At 40.8% G+C, this 16,543-nt stretch carries 23 protein-coding genes; all 23 read right to left on the reverse strand.

All coding sequences use genetic code 11. From position 1 onward, the window contains the following. Window positions 1-166: 166 nt before the first annotated feature. Window positions 167-538: a 50S ribosomal protein L7/L12 gene (gene rplL, locus CVP05_RS06645; protein WP_100288796.1), complete on the reverse strand. Its 372-nt coding sequence runs from the start codon at window positions 536-538 to the stop codon at window positions 167-169. Between the two features lie 51 nt (window positions 539-589). After that, window positions 590-1,081 (reverse strand): 50S ribosomal protein L10, encoded by a 492-nt coding sequence (gene rplJ / locus CVP05_RS06650; protein WP_100288797.1) that lies wholly within the window; start codon window positions 1,079-1,081, stop codon window positions 590-592. Between the two features lie 279 nt (window positions 1,082-1,360). Then, complete coding sequence (locus CVP05_RS06655) at window positions 1,361-3,622, reverse strand: MMPL family transporter (protein ID WP_100288798.1); 2,262 nt, start codon at window positions 3,620-3,622, stop codon at window positions 1,361-1,363. After that, the gene (locus tag CVP05_RS06660) at window positions 3,622-4,206 is read right to left on the reverse strand and encodes a LolA family protein (protein ID WP_100288799.1); all 585 of its coding nucleotides are present in this window, start codon (window positions 4,204-4,206) and stop codon (window positions 3,622-3,624) included. The genes CVP05_RS06655 and CVP05_RS06660 overlap by 1 nt, the downstream gene beginning before the upstream one ends. A 1-nt stretch (window position 4,207) precedes the next feature. Continuing rightward, window positions 4,208-4,660 (reverse strand): acyl-CoA thioesterase, encoded by a 453-nt coding sequence (locus CVP05_RS06665; RefSeq protein ID WP_100288800.1) that lies wholly within the window; start codon window positions 4,658-4,660, stop codon window positions 4,208-4,210. A gap of 56 nt (window positions 4,661-4,716) precedes the next feature. Next, a complete protein-coding gene (locus CVP05_RS06670; RefSeq protein WP_100288801.1) occupies window positions 4,717-5,142 on the reverse strand; it encodes an excinuclease ABC subunit A in 426 nt (141 codons plus the stop codon). A 25-nt stretch (window positions 5,143-5,167) separates the two neighbouring features. Then, window positions 5,168-6,091, reverse strand: coding sequence for an LpxL/LpxP family acyltransferase (locus CVP05_RS06675; protein WP_100288802.1), 924 nt, complete (start codon window positions 6,089-6,091; stop codon window positions 5,168-5,170). A gap of 14 nt (window positions 6,092-6,105) precedes the next feature. After that, window positions 6,106-7,341, reverse strand: a complete 1,236-nt coding sequence (locus CVP05_RS06680; protein WP_100288803.1) for an NAD(P)/FAD-dependent oxidoreductase — start codon at window positions 7,339-7,341, stop codon at window positions 6,106-6,108. A 71-nt stretch (window positions 7,342-7,412) separates the two neighbouring features. Further along, window positions 7,413-8,138 (reverse strand): glycosyltransferase family 2 protein, encoded by a 726-nt coding sequence (locus tag CVP05_RS06685; protein ID WP_100288804.1) that lies wholly within the window; start codon window positions 8,136-8,138, stop codon window positions 7,413-7,415. Between the two features lie 3 nt (window positions 8,139-8,141). Further along, entirely contained in the window at window positions 8,142-9,392 is a 1,251-nt protein-coding gene (locus tag CVP05_RS06690; protein ID WP_100288805.1) for an AMP-binding protein, read from the reverse strand. Further along, window positions 9,382-9,552, reverse strand: coding sequence for a hypothetical protein (locus tag CVP05_RS12635; protein WP_165773134.1), 171 nt, complete (start codon window positions 9,550-9,552; stop codon window positions 9,382-9,384). The genes CVP05_RS06690 and CVP05_RS12635 overlap by 11 nt, the downstream gene beginning before the upstream one ends. 22 nt (window positions 9,553-9,574) lie before the next feature. Beyond that, the gene (locus CVP05_RS06695; RefSeq protein WP_100288806.1) at window positions 9,575-10,132 is read right to left on the reverse strand and encodes a COG4648 family protein; all 558 of its coding nucleotides are present in this window, start codon (window positions 10,130-10,132) and stop codon (window positions 9,575-9,577) included. Next, a complete protein-coding gene (locus tag CVP05_RS06700) occupies window positions 10,125-11,783 on the reverse strand; it encodes an ApeI family dehydratase (protein WP_100288807.1) in 1,659 nt (552 codons plus the stop codon). The genes CVP05_RS06695 and CVP05_RS06700 overlap by 8 nt, the downstream gene beginning before the upstream one ends. A 7-nt stretch (window positions 11,784-11,790) precedes the next feature. Then, window positions 11,791-12,042, reverse strand: a complete 252-nt coding sequence (locus CVP05_RS06705; protein ID WP_100288808.1) for an acyl carrier protein — start codon at window positions 12,040-12,042, stop codon at window positions 11,791-11,793. A gap of 3 nt (window positions 12,043-12,045) precedes the next feature. After that, window positions 12,046-12,303 (reverse strand): phosphopantetheine-binding protein, encoded by a 258-nt coding sequence (locus CVP05_RS06710; RefSeq protein WP_100288809.1) that lies wholly within the window; start codon window positions 12,301-12,303, stop codon window positions 12,046-12,048. A 9-nt stretch (window positions 12,304-12,312) separates the two neighbouring features. After that, window positions 12,313-13,077, reverse strand: coding sequence for a lysophospholipid acyltransferase family protein (locus CVP05_RS06715; RefSeq protein WP_100288810.1), 765 nt, complete (start codon window positions 13,075-13,077; stop codon window positions 12,313-12,315). Then, window positions 13,062-13,814: a beta-ketoacyl synthase chain length factor gene (locus tag CVP05_RS06720; RefSeq protein WP_100288811.1), complete on the reverse strand. Its 753-nt coding sequence runs from the start codon at window positions 13,812-13,814 to the stop codon at window positions 13,062-13,064. Before CVP05_RS06720 ends, CVP05_RS06715 begins: the two co-directional genes overlap by 16 nt. 9 nt (window positions 13,815-13,823) lie before the next feature. Further along, the gene (locus CVP05_RS06725) at window positions 13,824-14,264 is read right to left on the reverse strand and encodes a hypothetical protein (protein WP_100288812.1); all 441 of its coding nucleotides are present in this window, start codon (window positions 14,262-14,264) and stop codon (window positions 13,824-13,826) included. 37 nt (window positions 14,265-14,301) lie between these two features. Further along, window positions 14,302-14,880 (reverse strand): beta-ketoacyl-[acyl-carrier-protein] synthase family protein, encoded by a 579-nt coding sequence (locus CVP05_RS06730; protein WP_207761356.1) that lies wholly within the window; start codon window positions 14,878-14,880, stop codon window positions 14,302-14,304. A gap of 16 nt (window positions 14,881-14,896) precedes the next feature. Beyond that, window positions 14,897-15,019 (reverse strand): hypothetical protein, encoded by a 123-nt coding sequence (locus tag CVP05_RS12835; protein WP_279324783.1) that lies wholly within the window; start codon window positions 15,017-15,019, stop codon window positions 14,897-14,899. A gap of 45 nt (window positions 15,020-15,064) precedes the next feature. Next, a complete protein-coding gene (locus CVP05_RS12640; protein ID WP_165773135.1) occupies window positions 15,065-15,202 on the reverse strand; it encodes a hypothetical protein in 138 nt (45 codons plus the stop codon). A gap of 51 nt (window positions 15,203-15,253) precedes the next feature. Then, window positions 15,254-16,231 carry a beta-ketoacyl synthase N-terminal-like domain-containing protein gene (locus CVP05_RS06735; RefSeq protein ID WP_100288813.1) on the reverse strand — a complete coding sequence of 326 codons (978 nt, stop codon included), beginning with the start codon at window positions 16,229-16,231 and terminating at the stop codon, window positions 15,254-15,256. After that, window positions 16,231-16,543, reverse strand: a 313-nt coding sequence (locus tag CVP05_RS06740; protein WP_243389215.1) for an acyl carrier protein, incomplete at its 5' end; no start/stop codon positions are given. The genes CVP05_RS06740 and CVP05_RS06735, both read right to left, overlap by 1 nt.

Genomic DNA, 16,543 nt, shown 5'->3' on the forward strand with positions numbered 1-16,543 from the left:
TCTGAACCTTACTTCTGATGAGCGGATTGCTGTTAAACCAAAAGGCTCTAGCTTAACATGTTTATGCAATTAAACGGTGGTTTTTATGTGCTATTTGATAGCACAAAATGGCTGATGGAAACCACCAGCCATTAAGCCTGAAACAGGACAAAATATAAAATCAAAATTATTTGATTTCTACTTGTGCGCCTGCTTCTTCTAATTCTTTCTTAAGTGCATCAGCTTCAGCTTTAGAGATACCCTCTTTTAATGCTGCTGGTGCAGATTCAACTAAGTCTTTAGCTTCTTTCAAGCCTAAACCTGTTGCACCACGAACTGCTTTGATTACAGCAACTTTGTTCGCACCTGCTGCAGCAAGGATAACGTCAAACTCAGTTTTCTCTTCTGCCGCTGCTGCTGCGCCGCCTGCTGCTGGAGCTGCTGCTACTGCCGCTGCTGATACACCAAATTTTTCTTCCATCGCTGCGATTAATTCAACGATTTCTGATACTGATTTAGAAGCAATCGCTTCAATTAATTGTTCGTTAGTTAATGACATAACAATCTATTCCTAAAGTAAAAATTAAACGGTTCAATAAGAAGCGAGAAATTAAGCTGCTTCTTGTAATTTGTCGCGTAACGCCGCGAAAGTACGCACAAGTTTTCCAGCCGCAGCTTCTTTCATTGTGCCCATTAAACGTGCAATTGCTTCTTCGTACGTTGGTAATGTTGCGAGGAACGCTACATCTTGTACTTTACCTTCAAAGGCTGCACCTTTAATCTCAAACTTATCATTTGTTTTTGCAAAATCAGTAAACAAACGCGCTGCTGCGCCAGGATGTTCATTAGAAAATGCGATAAGTGTTGGACCGACGAATTTATCCGCTAAGCACTCAAACTCAGTCCCTTCTACTGCACGACGTAACAAAGTGTTACGTACAACACGCATAGAGACACCCGCTTCACGAGCTGCTTTACGTAATTCAGTCATTTTATCAACAGTCACACCGCGAGAATCCGCGACAACTGCTGAAAGTGCACCTTTGGCAGCTTCATTTACTTCAGCAACAATTGCTTGTTTATCTTGAAGATTTAATGCCATTGGTTTTAGCTCCTGAATACACTCCGATTTCTCGGAATTAAACAACCTAATAAAATCTATTAGGACGACTTTCGGTGTACAGAAGCAGAAAAATTCTTACTCTGTCACCATCTACGCAAGATAATTAAGAAAAATGACAACCTTCTATTTTCCCCTTGCGGTCTTTGACGGGGCTTGAAATAGGTCAAGCGCCATCAGTAGTTTTGTATAGAAAAACATCTTCCATTACAAAATAGGGCGATATGATAGCCGTTTTTTATCCCCCTGTAAAGTAAAAAACTAGGCCTTTCTGAGATTTAATAAAAGAGAAAACAACACCCCAATCGTTACACTCATACCAAAACTTGCTACAGCTGGCGTTGAACTGAGCGCTAATAAACCAAATGAAATCATTGTGGTCAGTGCTGATAATATAATTGCTGCATTCTTAGTGAAAATAGATTCATTAATACTTACACGATATGCACTGTAATCCACACCGATTGCTGAAACAAGCAACAAGCCAAACATGCTAAACAATGTGATTGGCATTCCTAGCCAACCCAATATGGCTATTGTTAATACCACTGCAGAAAATGGGATCATGAGAATACTTAAGGTTTTTGCTAAACCAAATAATCGCCACAATAACAAACCAGCTAACACAAAAGACAATACCTTTAACCATGCGGCTTGATTTCGTGTCTCTTGGAATGCTTGATTCAACGACGCTCGCTTATCCTGCCAAAAAATATCCTGTCCATTTGCTAGTAGCGGCACCTCTTCTGTGAGAATATGACCATCGATTTTAACTTGCGCAGCGACTTGCTTTGTTGCCAACTCACCCAAATAAAGAGATTTCCAACCTTGTCCGAGCTCTGTAGACAAAGCCTGTCGCAACGAAACAGGTGATTGCATAACAAGACTATCTAAAGCTTGTTGAATAGCATTATTCGGTATACCTATGTCCATAAGCGCTTGATAATCTTGAGGTTGTACGAGGGAAACCAATTGAGCCGCGGTGTTTTTTTGCCTTGACTCAGTTAAAATCCATTGGCTTAATGCTTGATGAGGCTGAGAAAGTGCGGTCAATTTTTGCGATAAATTTTCAATTTTAGCTAAAAGCGCTTCGTCATTTTCCGCAACCACTAAAAAATAACGACTCCCTAAGTCAATCCCTGTCAATTCCCCAACTTTCTGTGCCTCTTGTAAGGTACTTGGGGAAAGGGAGACCCATTGTCGAATATCATCTTGCCACTGCGAGCGAAAAACACCGACCAATGCAAAACCAAGAATCAATACCTTTATGCGCCAGTCCTCAAATAACTTAAAACCTGTAAATGAGAATATCCGATGTTTACGCTGAGAAAAGTCCACATATTTAAATAGTATTGGTAAAAATAGCACCGTACTGGCAATCGCACTCACTAATGCGACAGCAGAAAACAGGGCGGTTTGCTTTAAAATCGGTAAATCTGTAAACCACAATAACCCATAACCGAATAAAGTCACCAATAAACTCACTAAAAACGTCGGTAAGTGTGATCTCATTGTCCTTTGAGGATTCCAATCAACTTTTCCTAATGCTGAAGCAACCCAATGTAATGGAAAATCAATTAATACGCCGATCAAACTTGTTCCGACAACGAGTGTTAAGACATGAATGTATCCAAATATCGATACGGTAGCAATAACACCTAGAATCATACCCAAAATGACAGGTAAAAATAGCCATAAAACTCGCCAAGAACGAAATACATATAATAAAAGCAATAAGGTTAGGCTTATCCCTAATATACTCATTACCATACTCTCTTGTTCCGCTTGCTGTTTCGCCTGCGCACTGAATAATGCGGTTCCTGCAACAAATAATTCCCCATCTTGAGATTGTATTTGCTGGCGATTTTCAGTGACCAAATCAAGTAGCGCTTGTTCACCACTTAATAGGTGGGTATTTTTTAATTCCGCTCTCAATAAAATCCATGTTTTCCCGTCTTTTTCAATAAAAACCGTGCCAGTTTGCATATTCCATTGCAATTGCGAAAGCTGCTGTGACTGAGATAATACAAAACGCCCCAAACCTAGCCAATCCTGTTCTAAAGGCAATAGATTCTCGCGATTAAAAGGATTAACCAGTTGTTGAGCATATTGTTGAAAATATAAAGCAGGAGCGTGCAAAAGCTGCGAACGAATATCTGTGGGCAATACTGCCCATTTTAATTGTTGAATTTCGTGCTGCAGTTGCTCAAGATTAGGTTGGGTTTGAAAAAAAATGTGTGAAAATAGACCGCTCTTTTGCCAAGTCTGTTGAACTTGTTGTGCTAGCTGAAAAGCCTGCTGTGAATCCATATGACCAACGAGACTTATGAGTTGCCCATTCAGTTGCTGCTCTAACTTTTTATCTGATAAAACCTGTACGTCTGACCAACGTTGTTGAACCGGTAATAACGAGCGCAGATCCGTTTCTAACCACTGACCTTGTTTCCAGATAATGCTAAACCATACCAAGCTCACGCAGAGAATAGCAAGATAGACAAAACGAAAAAATAGTAATCTTTTCATTATTGCAATGCTTGCTGAGCAAACGGGGGCAGAGCTTGATCCACTCGTAATTGGTTAAACCGAATAACGGTTCGATCACCTTGCGTTTCAAAAATTTCAATCTCATTTACCAGATCGCCACCCTGTAATTGAATATACTGAAAAATCTGTTTCATCAGCATACTATTTGGGATCAGGCGTAATTGCCACAGCTTTTGATCTCCGGATAGTTGCGTATCAAATTGTTTTGCCAGCGCAGAAATATCGCCCCCGAGCAAACCTAAAAACAGCTTGATCTGCTCTGACTGGCCAAAGTTCTGACTTGATATCCAATGCGTGCCATTCCATTGCATAATACCTTGTGGTGTCACCTTTAAATCCGTCAAAAAAGGCTTTTGCATTTGCCAAAGTAGTCCTTTTTGTTTCACCAAGCTAAATTGCCCACTTGTTGTAATTGGAGTAGATAGCGCCTTTAAAAAACGCTGTTGCACAAACTCCCCCTGAACACTTTGTGGCTTTTGCATAAGTTTCATTAAATCTACTTCGGAAAAAGCCATCGTAAATGAGCTACATAATAACAAAAAAGTAAAAAGGTATTTTTTCATTCTAATCCTTAGTCAACGGCTGAAAATCAATTGCATTTTGCACCGCTCTTTGCCATGAATCTGGTGTTTGTAATAACATTTCTTTTGTTTGCATATCGACTGCAACTTGTGTGGTGTTAGCATGAGTTAACTTCTCTCCTGTTGCGATGTCCGTAATAATATAATCAAAACGGATACAGGTTTCATATTCCACCAGGGCTAAATGTACGCGAATTTTTTGTCGAAATAAGGCAGGTTTCACATATTTTACGTTAAGTTGCACAATCGGCCACGCGAACCCCGTGGATTTCATCACATCATAGTGGTAGTGAATACTTTCCAAAAATGCACAACGCGCCATTTCGAGATATTTCACATAATGCCCATGCCACATAATATTCATCGAATCCACATCAAAAAACTGAATATCATAATCAGAGCTATACTGACAATAAATATGTTTTTTCTTTCTCATTTTTACTCAGTTACAACGTTCAAGAAAATAGCGGTAATCACTACCGCTAGATCTGATTATTTCACAATATCGCCTTTTAATGCCACACCTGCCATTAAATGACCCGCATGACATTCGTATTGAGTGGTACTCTTAAATTCATTTTTCTTATAATAACTGACCAAGTTACCCACTTTAGTTGCCCCTTCTCTAACTGCACGATCTTGGAAATTTTTTACTGCAGATAAGAATGCCCAGCGACAGGCAGCGTCATCAGATTTATTAGCTGCATTCGTTTTCGGATTGGTCGTAATACCTTTGCGAAGAACTTTACCTGGTGCAGGTTTACCAAAATAGAGCTTAATATTTGGATTCAGCACTTCTTTTGCCTCCGCCGAATTAAGCGCTTCTTGAATAGAATAATGATGAGTTGTATCACGTGGTGCACAAGCTGCTACCAATAATGCCACTGCACTCACTGTAATTACTTTTGAAAATTTCATAACTGACTCCTATCAAAGTTTAAGGTTATTTAGATTGCCAAAAATCATAAAAATTAAACCACAAAAGCGGATTCTTTGCACATTCTTTTGCAAGTAAATCCGCATATTGTTGCATTGCCGTGTGAATATTTTGCTCTCGCACTTTGCCTCGCCCCTGAATAGCAGGCAAAAAACGGCGAAGTTGCAAGCGGTAAGTTCCGTTCTCTTTTATGCAAAATACGGTGTTAATCGGAGCTTTCAGCAAACTTGCCAATAACCAAGCGCCTTCGGGAAATTCAGCAAACTCTCCTAAAAAATTCACTGCTTGTGTTTTGTCGCCCCGAATTGGAATGCGATCTGCCGCAATGGCAATCCATTCGCCTCGCTCAATTCTCTCTGAAAGTTCTAACATCTTTTGTGCATCCAGATCTTCCACTTGAATAAGTGGTAGTTCATCAGCTCCAGCTTCCACCAACGCCTTGTTAAAGGCTTCGGCATTGCGATTATGCACTAACACATTTAAATGAAAATTAGGGTGATGGCCACTACCGACTAAAGCCCGACAGATTTCCACATTACCAAAATGTGAACAAATTAAAATTTGCCCTCGCTGCCCAATACTGTCCATATCTGCATAAAGATTATCAGCGTCATCGACCACCAAATCTTGATAGCGAATTTTATGTTGCCACACGGCAAAACGATCGGCAATCGCTTCACCAAAGGCTAAGAATTGTTGAAATACTGCGTTTTTCGGCAATGACACATTGGGTTCAGTGCGTTGTAAATGCTGTTGATAAGTGCGGATGTTTTTTCGCATTTTTTTAGCGGTGAGAAAAAAATAGCACACCACCCAAAAGGTCACAAAACGTATGCCAATCAGCGGAAAATGCCGCACAATCAAACGGGTGAGCATAAGGAAAAAAGCACTCCCTCGCTCACGTTGCTTTGCCCAATGTTGCTCTTTCATTCAATGCCGTCTCATCAATCTTGTGTCGCAGTACCACAAAGTTCCGCTAAAGCGCTTAAGCGAGCTTCTGATTTCGCAATAAATGGATTGGTTTCATCCCACGCATAGCCCGCCAAAATAGACGAAATCATTTGACGAATTTCAGGCTGCGGATTGCGTGCGTAAATCACATCTTGGAATGAGGTATCATACCACCCCATCACATAAGTACGGAACGCATTAACCCCCACCATCAGTGGTTTCACAAACTCTGCTTGCCAATCGACTGTCTCCCCATTTAACTGACGCACCACCAAACCACTTGCTAATCGTGCAGAATGTAAAGCAATAGTCACGCCAGAAGAAAATACGGGATCTAAAAACTCTGCCGCATTACCCAATAAGGCAAAATGGCGACCGTGCAAGGCTTTCACATTCGCAGAATAGCCTTGAATATTTCGGTACGGAAACTCATTTTCCCAATTTGCATTGGCCAAAATACGTTTAAGCATTGGTGCCTCAAGAGCAAATTGCTTCAATACCACTTCGCTTTCGCCTGCCAATGTTTCAGGCAAACCAACCACACCAATTGAACAACGATTATCCGCAAAAGGAATTAACCACAACCAAACATCACGGTGGACAGGGTGAGTGGTAATTAAAATCTTATTGCGGTCAAAATCAGGATCGGTAATGTTGTCATCAATATGGGTAAAGTGGGCGATACGCGCCGGCAAATGCGACGGTGTTTCTAAATCCATCAAACGAGGCAGTACACGCCCGTAGCCACTGGCATCCAATACAAAACGAGCCGCAACTTGATAGGTTTCGCCTTGTTCGGTTTTAACCGCTAAAATCGCTTGTTCGCCTTGGTTATCAAGGGCTAATACTTCGTGACCAAAACGCACCGTAACGCCTTTTTTGGCAGTTTCATCAATCAAAATCTTATCGAAAATGCCCCGACGAACTTGGTAGGTTGTGCCTGGACCAGGGGTGAATTTATCGGTAAAATCAAAATAAGTATAACGATTACCCCAAGTAAATGCCGCTCCGTTTTTGAATTGGAACGTTTTCTCGGCATTAACCGCCTCAACCAGCTCCGCTTCTGCCAAAATATCCATACAATAAGGCAATAAGCTTTCGCCAATCACAAAGCGTGGAAAATGTTGCTTTTCTAGCACGCACACATTTAAACCTTGCTTTTTCAGTAATGAGGCAGAAACCGAACCAGAAGGCCCAGCACCAATAATCACAACGTCAAACTTTTCCATTTTTTTCTCCAAATATTAGGGTCTGTTGACCTTTATTTATTATTTAAACTTTTTTGTTTGAGATCGGAAGATTAAACCGATTTTCCACTCAGCAATCGCCACAACATTCTAAAAAACAGGCGAGCATGCATTTTGCTAATCATCCAATTATCACGCCAGCCTTGAAAATGAGAAATACCATCAACCTCATATTCCACAGGCGTATCCACCCAAATCATTGGCATTTTTCGCCAGTGGCAATGCACCAAAATTTCAGTATCAAAATCCATTCGGTCTCCAATATGCTCTTGTCCAATGATGTTGACCGTTTCCGCCAAAGGATAGAGGCGAAAACCACACATTCCATCTTTAATATCAAGGGATAGGGTGTTGATCGCAATCCAAAAGGTCGTAATTTTACGCCCATAGAGGCGAGCTTTCGGGGCATTATCACCATAAATCGGATTACCACAAATAAGAGCGGTCGGATTTTCACGAGATTTTGCCAAAAACACCACCACATCAGACAGCTGATGCTGCCCATCCGCATCCACCTGAATAGCGTGACTAAAACCTCGCTGAAACGCCTCTTGTAATCCTATTTTTACCGCTGCGCCTTTGCCACCATTTTGCGAACAATAGACAACGCTCACATTACCCTTTTCTAGCTTAGCAAGGCGTTGTTTGTGTTCTTCGCTTGAACCATCGTCCACCACTAATACCGGCAATTCAAATGTGATCACCTGTTCAATCACCTTACCAATAGTAGCAGAATGGTTATAGTGTGGAATAATGACGATAGGATTGTAATTGTTCATTTTTTAATTCTCATTATTTAAACAAATGCGCTCAAAATCTTTTCGCTCAATTTTCGATTGGCTGTTGCGGGGCAATGTTTCGCTAAATCGCCAATAACGTGGCAACGCAAATTTCTCTTGGGTATGTTGCAGAAATTGGCGTAAGGCTTGGATAACGGCTTTTCGCCCCTGCAGTTCTAATATTTTCAAACCGTCGACATTTAACGCCAGCCACGCCACAGGACGAGAATGCACTGGGTGTATGCCAATAAAACAATCCTTTACCCATTCGTGATGTAATAAGTCTTGCTCAATTTTTGCTAATGAAACGCGTTTATCTCCTAATTTCACAATACGATCAATTCGCCCGAATAATTCAAAACCTTGTTCCGTGATATTCACCACATCGGCGGTTTGTTCTCGCTGACTAATCCACGTACTTTCGACCCACAACGCCCCTTGCTCATTCACCCCGATTTGACTATTTTTAAGCGGTTGCCAATGTTGATTATCGGATCGATACGCCACCACGCCCGTTTCCGTGCTGCCATAAATTTCCACTACTGCGCAAGGCAAGGTTTGGCGAATAGCTTGTGCTACGTTTTCCGGTAAAGCACTGCCTGCGGAAATAATGCCGCATAACGCCAAATTGCGAAATTCTGGGTTGGTTAAGTTTAAGTGACTTAATAAGGCAGGACTGCTGATCCAAATAGCTTTTTGACTATGACGCGTTTCGGCAATTAAAAATTCAGGGTATTGCAGTTGTTTTTGCCCCAATGTCCATCCCATTTCCAAGGCAAGAAAAATACGGAACGTTAAGCCATAAAGATGCTGCACACTCACACTCCCCAGCACAGTCACTTGTTCACCACGCTCAAAAGGCAAAGTTTCAGCAAGTGCTTTTGCCTCAAGCCACATTTGGCAAGCCGTTTTCTTGATGATTTTGGCTGAACCGCTACTGCCCGAAGTTTTCAACCAAATCTCCGTTTGATTGTTTTGATCAAAGAGCGGTGCAATTTGCTCAATTTTTTGCAACGTGCCATACTCGGCAAAATTGTCATCATTTAATAACAAGCCGCTATTCTCCGCCACCCATTGCTGATTTTCCTCTAACAAATTCGGCGGTAAAATCACCCGCACTTTTGCATTCAAACAAGCCAACAACGCACAAGCAAAGTCAGTAGCGCTTTCCAACCACAAAGCAACAGATTGGATTTGCTCTTGCTTAAGCTGTTGGGTGATTTGTTGGGTGCGGAAAGAGAAATTATTTTGCATATTTTTGTTCTAATAAATCTAAATCGGTATTAAGTAATTCATTAAAAAACTGCTCACCATCAACCAACACTCCCGCTCTCCATTCCATTTCAGCTTGTTGAGCGAGTTGCTTTAAATAATCAAGTTTTTCTTGATCTGTTTTTGGGATTAATTTATTCATACTATTCTCACTTCGCCGATACCTATGAATTATTCTTCGCCATCACAATCTTTCTCACCCCCCATTCGCCCACGAATAACATTCCCATTAATATATAAGAAATCACACCACTATAAAGCGCCCAGTATTGATATTGCTCCTGCACAATCAAGTGGCTTGTCACGGCGATATTAAACACAAAAAATCCGCACCAAACTTGGGTCACTTTGCGAGTATAACGCACGGCTTGCGGGGGAAGCTCAGGGGTTTGGAGGCGGGCGAGCCGTTCGATAAGAGATTGAGCACTAAACAAACTGCTGCCGAAAAAAAATAACATGACACCACTGATAATCACCGGGTACCAATACATTGTATCCAAATTGCGTGTCACGCTGATAAACACAAGCAAGCACGCCATAAAAATAGCAAAAAAACGCTGAAACCTGACTGTTTGCATTGCCTTCAGCCCCCATAAAATCGCCATAATATAGGGTAATATCTGCGAAAGAGTATGCATTTGTGGTGAAAATAACCAAATGAGCGGAAAAGCAATGCTGACCACTGTAAGCAAAATATTTACCGCTAATTTACCTTTACTCATCACTAAAAATCACTAAACCACTGGCACAAGGTTCATCCGCCGTTTTGAGCAGGAATTTCATTCGTTGTTTGTCCTTATCCCACACTAGATTTAATTCGATTTCATCATTTGGGCGCAGAAATTTTTGGAACTTGAGATTATCAATCCGCTGTACGATTTTCTCTTGACCGAAAAATGCGGGAATTTTATCCATTACCCATTGTAACTCTACCACGCCCGGCACAAGAGGGAAATTACTGAAATGCCCTCTAAAATAAATCAGATCAATTGGGACTTTTCCACGCCAAATGTGCACGTTATCGACTCGTGTTTCACTTTGCCAAATGGGTTCTCTTTGCTTTTGCAAGCAAGCCGATTCAAATGCTAAATAGCTAATTTTAGATTGACTATTGCGTGGTAATGTATCGGTAAATCGCCAAAATCGAGGAATGCCAATTTTTTCTTGTGTCTGTGCCAAAAATGCTTTGAGAGCCTCAATCACAGCTTTACGTCCCTGCTCACGGAACATTTCAATACCATTTTCATTTAAAGCAAGCCAGCAAGCCAAACGCTGTTTTTCAGGGTGTTGCCCAATATAGCAATCGCTCACGAGTGAATTAAGTCGCAAACTCTGCTCAATCCCTGCCAAAGAAAGACGTTTATCACCCAATTTTATCATTCTGTCTGTACGTCCTAAAATCTCAAAACCTGTCGCATAAAGCGCGATCACATCTTCCGACTGTTCACGCCCCGCTAACCAATCAGCTTCAATCCACAATGCCGAACGCTCATCCACACCAATTTTAGCGGTTGGCATTGATTGCCAAAGGGTTGAGCCTTGTCGATAAGCAATTGCCCCTGCTTCTGTCGAGCCGTAAAAATCGGTTACAGCGAAACCAATCTGCTGTTGAATCGCCTTTGATAGCTGATCTGCCAAGAGGCCACCTGCTGAAACAATCCCTACCAATGACGGAAAAGCGAGGCGTTGCCATTGAATACTGGCTAGCATCGTTGGGCTACTGATCAACACACTCTTTTTGGCAGAACCACAAGCCTGTGCGACATTTTCGGGGAAAAACTGCTGCTTACGTTCAATTTGCCACCCAAGCACCAAAGGCAACATAATTTGGCAAATTAACCCATAAAGATGCTGAATGCTCACTGTGCAAACAGCCGACACATCATTACCCGCAGGGAAACCAAAAACAGACGCACAAACTTCTGCATTTCGCCATAACTGTTGTGCTGTTTTCACAATGGTCTTTGGCTTTCCTGTACTGCCGGATGTTTTTAACCATAATTCCGTATGCGGGTAAAATGCACGAAGCGGTCTATTTTGATCAACATTTTGCACCTCTGTAGCAAATTGGTCAAAAACTACCGCTTGTTCAATCTCAATCGACTTATCTGTCAGCCACAGATCCGCATATTGCTCTGCCCATTGCACACTTTCTTGTGTTAAGTTAGGCAAACACAGGGTGCGAACATTAGCATGCCAACACGCAAGCAGAGTACAAGCTAATTTCGCCCCATCTTCAAACCACAAAGCAACCGTATTCACATTTTGTGAACGAAGTTGATGGGCGATTTGCCATACTCGCAACTTAAAATCTGGATAAGTCCAACTTGGATTTTGTGCGACATAGTCCGTTGCTAAATAACCGAGTCCCATTATCCATTTATTCAGTTTTTTGGCTTAGTTTTAACACTGCTTGTACCACATCTTCCACAGTACGCACATTACGGAAATCTTCCGCCTGTAATTTATGCCCTGTTTCACGTTTAATATGATCGATCAAATCAATCGCATCGATACTGTCGATTTCTAAATCTTCGTATAAATTGGTCTCAGGCGTAACAGTTTTGGGATCCACTTCAAATAGTGTTTCTAACGCATTGATCAATAATGTTTGAATTTCTTGTTCGGTCATCACTTACCCCTTAATAGAACGAATAAATGCAGCTAAGGTTCCTACATTTTCAAAGTGATTGCGTAAGTTCTGTTTTTCACTATCTAGCTGTAACCCAAATGTTTTTTGCACGGCTAAACCAAGTTCCAACGCATCAACTGAATCCAACCCTAATCCATCATCACCGAAAAGAGGCGCATCTGTATCAATATCTTCTACACTCATATCTTCGAGACCAAGACTATCAATAATTAGTTGTTTTAACTGAAGTTCAAGTTCCATTTTCTGTCCTTACATTACGTGAGTATGTGAATTAAATAAATCTTCTAACTGTTTTTTTAAGCGACGAGAAGCAATCGGTAACGGCTTCTCTGCTAACAATGCTTTCGGATCGATATCCTCTGCCACAATAAGTTCATAACGTATTTTTTGGGGAGGAATCTTATACCAAGGTTGTCCTTTTTTGAAATTAGGTGGCGACATTTTAATGATAATCGGCGTAATCACTTCCGCACTCCGCAGCCCAATAGACACCGCACCACGATGCAAATTCACCACACCGTCCCAACCTGTTCGTGTACCTTCTGGAAACAGTAGTAACGCTTCATCTTGCAAAATCTGATGACTTTTCGCTAACATCTCCTCACTTTCAGTATTGGGTAAAAAACCACAAGCAATAATCGGATCTGTCATTACTGGGTTGTTTAACAATTCTTTTTTCACTATACAATTTAAGCGACTTTCTTTTGAAAGAATAAGTACCACATCCAACAAAGATGGGTGGTTTGCAACCACTAACTGCCCTTTCCGCCCTAATCGCTCAAAGCCACGATACTCAACTTCAAGCACCCCAACCCAAATCAAGTATTTGATAAAAAATGCCCAAATTTTCCCAACCGATTGGCGAGCCTGTAACAAATGCGAAAAATCTCCTTTTTTCACCCGCTTAACATAGGGCGCAAGCACAAGTTTGTAACTCATTCCCAGCACACCAAACAGAACAAAACCAAACATTGTACCGAAAAAACGACGTAGCCAATCTAGTTTTTCTGCCATTGCCAAATACCCCCTGTGCTACTTGCCGTTTGCCAAGAAGATGAAGCCAAGTATTGCTGTTGAACCCACATAAGGGCATTTTCTCGGGGTAAAAGAGCGGTCATATTTTCACATTTTTTTGCCAATAACCTTAACTGATATTGATCGCCTTTTTCTACCACCAATGCTAAGGCGTAGGCAAAAGGTTGGCGATAAATCGGTTGAGCATTATAACTTGCCACTAATGGACTTTCTGCCACCACAACAAGCACCTTATCTGCCCCATCATTTAAAAGGAGATAGGCTTCCAATAAGGCAGCCTCTAAGCTATCTCGTTGAGCGGTAATTGCGATGGTTTCGGTTGTGACTTGTCGAAACTCTGACCACTGCCCAACTAATGCGTTATGCACCGAAAGGCTGAAAGAGGTTGGGGATACATCTCCCTCTTGCAATAAGCTATGCCACAACCCAAAGCTACGATTTATTTCGCTATTATTCGAGGCATAAACAACAGGTATATTCGATTGTTCAACAGGTACAAGATCCCAAGCAGCTTCAAAGAAAAGACGAGCCGACTCGCTTAATCGACGGCGTTTCATTGGCGGTAAAAAGGCTAATTTAGGAGCAAAATCTTGCCAATTTTTGGCATTTTCTGCCCAATATTGCTCGCCTTGTCGCCAATCTTGCTCAGACAAAACTTTATCACAAACGATGTTCCAAGCCGAAATTTTAAAATGAAATGTCCAACGACTGTCCATAACGACCTATTAATAATTAATCAATAATTCCGAAACCATTAAATCAAATTGACCTTGAATGCCATTTTGAGCAAATTTATTTTTTTCTTCATGGCGGTATTTATAGCTCACCTCACCTAAACTTGTACGCTGCATATTTTCATATTTAGATAAACGCATTTTTCCTCGAATAATGGCATTCTTTTTACCTGCAAAAGAATAGGTTAATAGATAGGTACAGTTTTCAGACAGGTCAGCAGTATATACCTCAGAGCTAATACGTTTTTTGTTCAAGCTATTACTAATAAATTGTGCAATTTCTTTTTCACTATACTTTAAATGTGTTGGAGAATTTCGTATGCAAATATGTGTAAGCTTTTCACCTGCTTCAACAGGCTCGCTATTGCTAATACCGGCTGAGCAAGCTGTTAAAGCAAGTAAAGAAAAAGATAATAAGAATAATTTTTTCATTTTGTTACTCTAAGAACTTTAAATGGTTGAGATAATTTTACACGAAATTTGCATTATTGAGTAGCAGATGAACTTCACAAAAATCAAAACTCTCTTTTGTAATCAAAGATGATTCTTGATTTTTGGTTGTATTTACTAACCACCACACACTACCTTCAATCCCTTCCCGATTAGGGCTTTCCAATACCCAACCAATCAAGGCGGATTTTTCGGGTTCAAGGGTTAAATCTAATTCAGCCAAATATAATGGTTGCAAATAATCTTGCGGATGAATTGCCAAAAACAAAGAGGTTTGTTGTAAATTAAAATGTTGAGCAATTTGAAAAGTGGCGGCATTGTTGAGATTCGCCATAAAATCCAACGGGCTGGGTAAATTATCGTTCATTAACTGCCCGAACATTTTGTTAAATTTGCTTGGTGAACTGAACGGAGAAGCGATATAGAGAGAAGTCTGTGCTGGAATTTGTGCTTTTAACGGCAACGCCCCCAACAATGCAAGTTGAGTAAAACGACTCATTCGGCGAGCATCAATGCCTTGTGCTTTTAATTGAGTGCGAAGTTCCTTATCTTCTAGCGGTTCGGTAATAAAACGGTGAGATGTTTTTAAATATAGCATTGAAAATTAAGTTAATTTAGCGAGGATATTTACGGCGACTATGAACAACCGTCAAAATTAAGACTTCGTCATTTAATTCTTGATTTAGAATTTTTTGAATATCCGATTTTGCCTCAGCAGATAATTTGAAATTAGCCATAAACTGCGGAATATTCCTCTTCTTCGGCTTCAAAACGTTCTAATTCTAAACGTTTTTTTCTAAAAATTCATTCATTATTTGATCAAATTCTTCAAAGGTATAATACTTACCTTCCGCATATTCTGCTCTTGCTCTGGCAATTTTTTCTGCAAGAAATTCATCATATCCGTCTTCTTTAAACATATTTCCTCCGTTTGCTGAAAAACTAAACCTTATCTTAATCTATAAAAAAGGTTATTCAACTTTCATCACCCAAGCCACATTACTTCCGCCAAAACCCAGGAAATAACAGAGATAATATCCTGCTAGAAGCGGTGCATTTTGGCTACTTTTTTGCAACTGTTCAACCAGCCACGCGGTTTCTACTGCTCCACTCGCTCCTAGCGTGTGTCCAATATGTTGTTTAACACTGAATTGATGACAATTTGGCAAAATTTCTTGCAAAATGCGTTGTTCAGCTAAATCAAACGTGCCACCAACGGCGTGAATTTTCACACCTTGAATATCACTTGCCTGTAACCTGGCTTTCTCTAAAATTTTCGTTATTAAACAACGCAAGGCTTGTTCACTATTATTTGTCAGATTATCATTATCAGTCAAACTACTCACCGCAACAAATTCACAAGAAAAAGGGCTATTCGACTCAAGGCTTAACGCCAAACACGCCAAACCTTCGCCTAAAATAATGCCCTCACCTTTCGCCGTTTGAGCTAATAATCCCATCGACTGAAAATGTTCAAAAGTCAAACGATTAAACAGCTCAAAACCGATAACCAAGGCTTTTTTCGCTCTGCCAGTTTGTAACATTTTAAAAGCATAATTCACCCCTTGAGCGGATGAAGTACAAGAAGTCGCAAGGCTAAATACTTGTGTTTGATAGCGATGTTTCAAATAATCGCCAATTACCGCAATGCTATACTCTGTCGGCAGTGATTGATTGGCGGCAAGCCGTGCTTCACAATCTGCCACCACATACCCCGTTGAACCAAGAAAAACCGGTATTTGCGACATTTCAGCAACCGCCCAACCTGCTTTTTCGAGAACCTGTTCAATCTGCTGTTCAAGCAGTAAATAAAGTTCATGAAGGGTTAAAAGTGGCTTGCTGAACGCATTAAAATAGGGCAACTCAACCGATTGCCCCAACTGAAGTGCGGTGCGTTTTTCGCATTTTTTTGCACAAAGATAACCGCTTGCATTAAGATAAACCGCCATTATTTTTGATGCTCTGTACGGATAAAGGTTGCGAGATCCGCCACATTCATCATATGCTTACGCACCATTCTATCCCCTTGTAAACGTACCTTAAAATGGGCTTGTAACGCCACTGCAATTTGTAATGCATCGAGTGAATCGAGTTGGATACGACTTTGCTCGCCGAATAACGGCTCGTTATCATCAATCTCTTCAGGTACAACATCGTCTTTATCCGACTCTTGCACAATCAGTTTTTTTAGCTCTAATTCGAGTAAATTGGGTTCGAGAGTAAATTGGTATTTCATTGTATGTAGGGTGCGTTTGCGAACG

The organism is Conservatibacter flavescens (assembly GCF_002795425.1).
Taxonomy (GTDB): Bacteria; Pseudomonadota; Gammaproteobacteria; order Enterobacterales; family Pasteurellaceae; genus Conservatibacter; species Conservatibacter flavescens.

Excerpts from the sequence above, each read along its gene's own strand:
- CVP05_RS06700 (WP_100288807.1), bottom strand. The coding sequence starts at position 11,783 with ATGGGACTCGGTTATTTAGCAACGGACTATGTCGCACAAAATCCAAGT.
- rplL (WP_100288796.1), bottom strand. The coding sequence starts at position 538 with ATGTCATTAACTAACGAACAATTAATTGAAGCGATTGCTTCTAAATCA.
- CVP05_RS12640 (WP_165773135.1), bottom strand. The coding sequence starts at position 15,202 with ATGTTTAAAGAAGACGGATATGATGAATTTCTTGCAGAAAAAATTGCC.
- CVP05_RS06680 (WP_100288803.1), bottom strand. The coding sequence starts at position 7,341 with ATGGAAAAGTTTGACGTTGTGATTATTGGTGCTGGGCCTTCTGGTTCG.
- rplJ (WP_100288797.1), bottom strand. The coding sequence starts at position 1,081 with ATGGCATTAAATCTTCAAGATAAACAAGCAATTGTTGCTGAAGTAAAT.
- CVP05_RS06685 (WP_100288804.1), bottom strand. The coding sequence starts at position 8,138 with ATGAACAATTACAATCCTATCGTCATTATTCCACACTATAACCATTCT.
- CVP05_RS12835 (WP_279324783.1), bottom strand. The coding sequence starts at position 15,019 with ATGGCTAATTTCAAATTATCTGCTGAGGCAAAATCGGATATTCAAAAA.
- CVP05_RS06725 (WP_100288812.1), bottom strand. The coding sequence starts at position 14,264 with ATGAAAAAATTATTCTTATTATCTTTTTCTTTACTTGCTTTAACAGCT.
- CVP05_RS12635 (WP_165773134.1), bottom strand. The coding sequence starts at position 9,552 with ATGAATAAATTAATCCCAAAAACAGATCAAGAAAAACTTGATTATTTA.
- CVP05_RS06655 (WP_100288798.1), bottom strand. The coding sequence starts at position 3,622 with ATGAAAAGATTACTATTTTTTCGTTTTGTCTATCTTGCTATTCTCTGC.
- CVP05_RS06670 (WP_100288801.1), bottom strand. The coding sequence starts at position 5,142 with ATGAAATTTTCAAAAGTAATTACAGTGAGTGCAGTGGCATTATTGGTA.
- CVP05_RS06660 (WP_100288799.1), bottom strand. The coding sequence starts at position 4,206 with ATGAAAAAATACCTTTTTACTTTTTTGTTATTATGTAGCTCATTTACG.
- CVP05_RS06705 (WP_100288808.1), bottom strand. The coding sequence starts at position 12,042 with ATGACCGAACAAGAAATTCAAACATTATTGATCAATGCGTTAGAAACA.
- CVP05_RS06735 (WP_100288813.1), bottom strand. The coding sequence starts at position 16,231 with ATGGCGGTTTATCTTAATGCAAGCGGTTATCTTTGTGCAAAAAAATGC.
- CVP05_RS06710 (WP_100288809.1), bottom strand. The coding sequence starts at position 12,303 with ATGGAACTTGAACTTCAGTTAAAACAACTAATTATTGATAGTCTTGGT.
- CVP05_RS06695 (WP_100288806.1), bottom strand. The coding sequence starts at position 10,132 with ATGAGTAAAGGTAAATTAGCGGTAAATATTTTGCTTACAGTGGTCAGC.
- CVP05_RS06690 (WP_100288805.1), bottom strand. The coding sequence starts at position 9,392 with ATGCAAAATAATTTCTCTTTCCGCACCCAACAAATCACCCAACAGCTT.
- CVP05_RS06730 (WP_207761356.1), bottom strand. The coding sequence starts at position 14,880 with ATGCTATATTTAAAAACATCTCACCGTTTTATTACCGAACCGCTAGAA.
- CVP05_RS06665 (WP_100288800.1), bottom strand. The coding sequence starts at position 4,660 with ATGAGAAAGAAAAAACATATTTATTGTCAGTATAGCTCTGATTATGAT.
- CVP05_RS06720 (WP_100288811.1), bottom strand. The coding sequence starts at position 13,814 with ATGGACAGTCGTTGGACATTTCATTTTAAAATTTCGGCTTGGAACATC.
- CVP05_RS06715 (WP_100288810.1), bottom strand. The coding sequence starts at position 13,077 with ATGGCAGAAAAACTAGATTGGCTACGTCGTTTTTTCGGTACAATGTTT.
- CVP05_RS06675 (WP_100288802.1), bottom strand. The coding sequence starts at position 6,091 with ATGAAAGAGCAACATTGGGCAAAGCAACGTGAGCGAGGGAGTGCTTTT.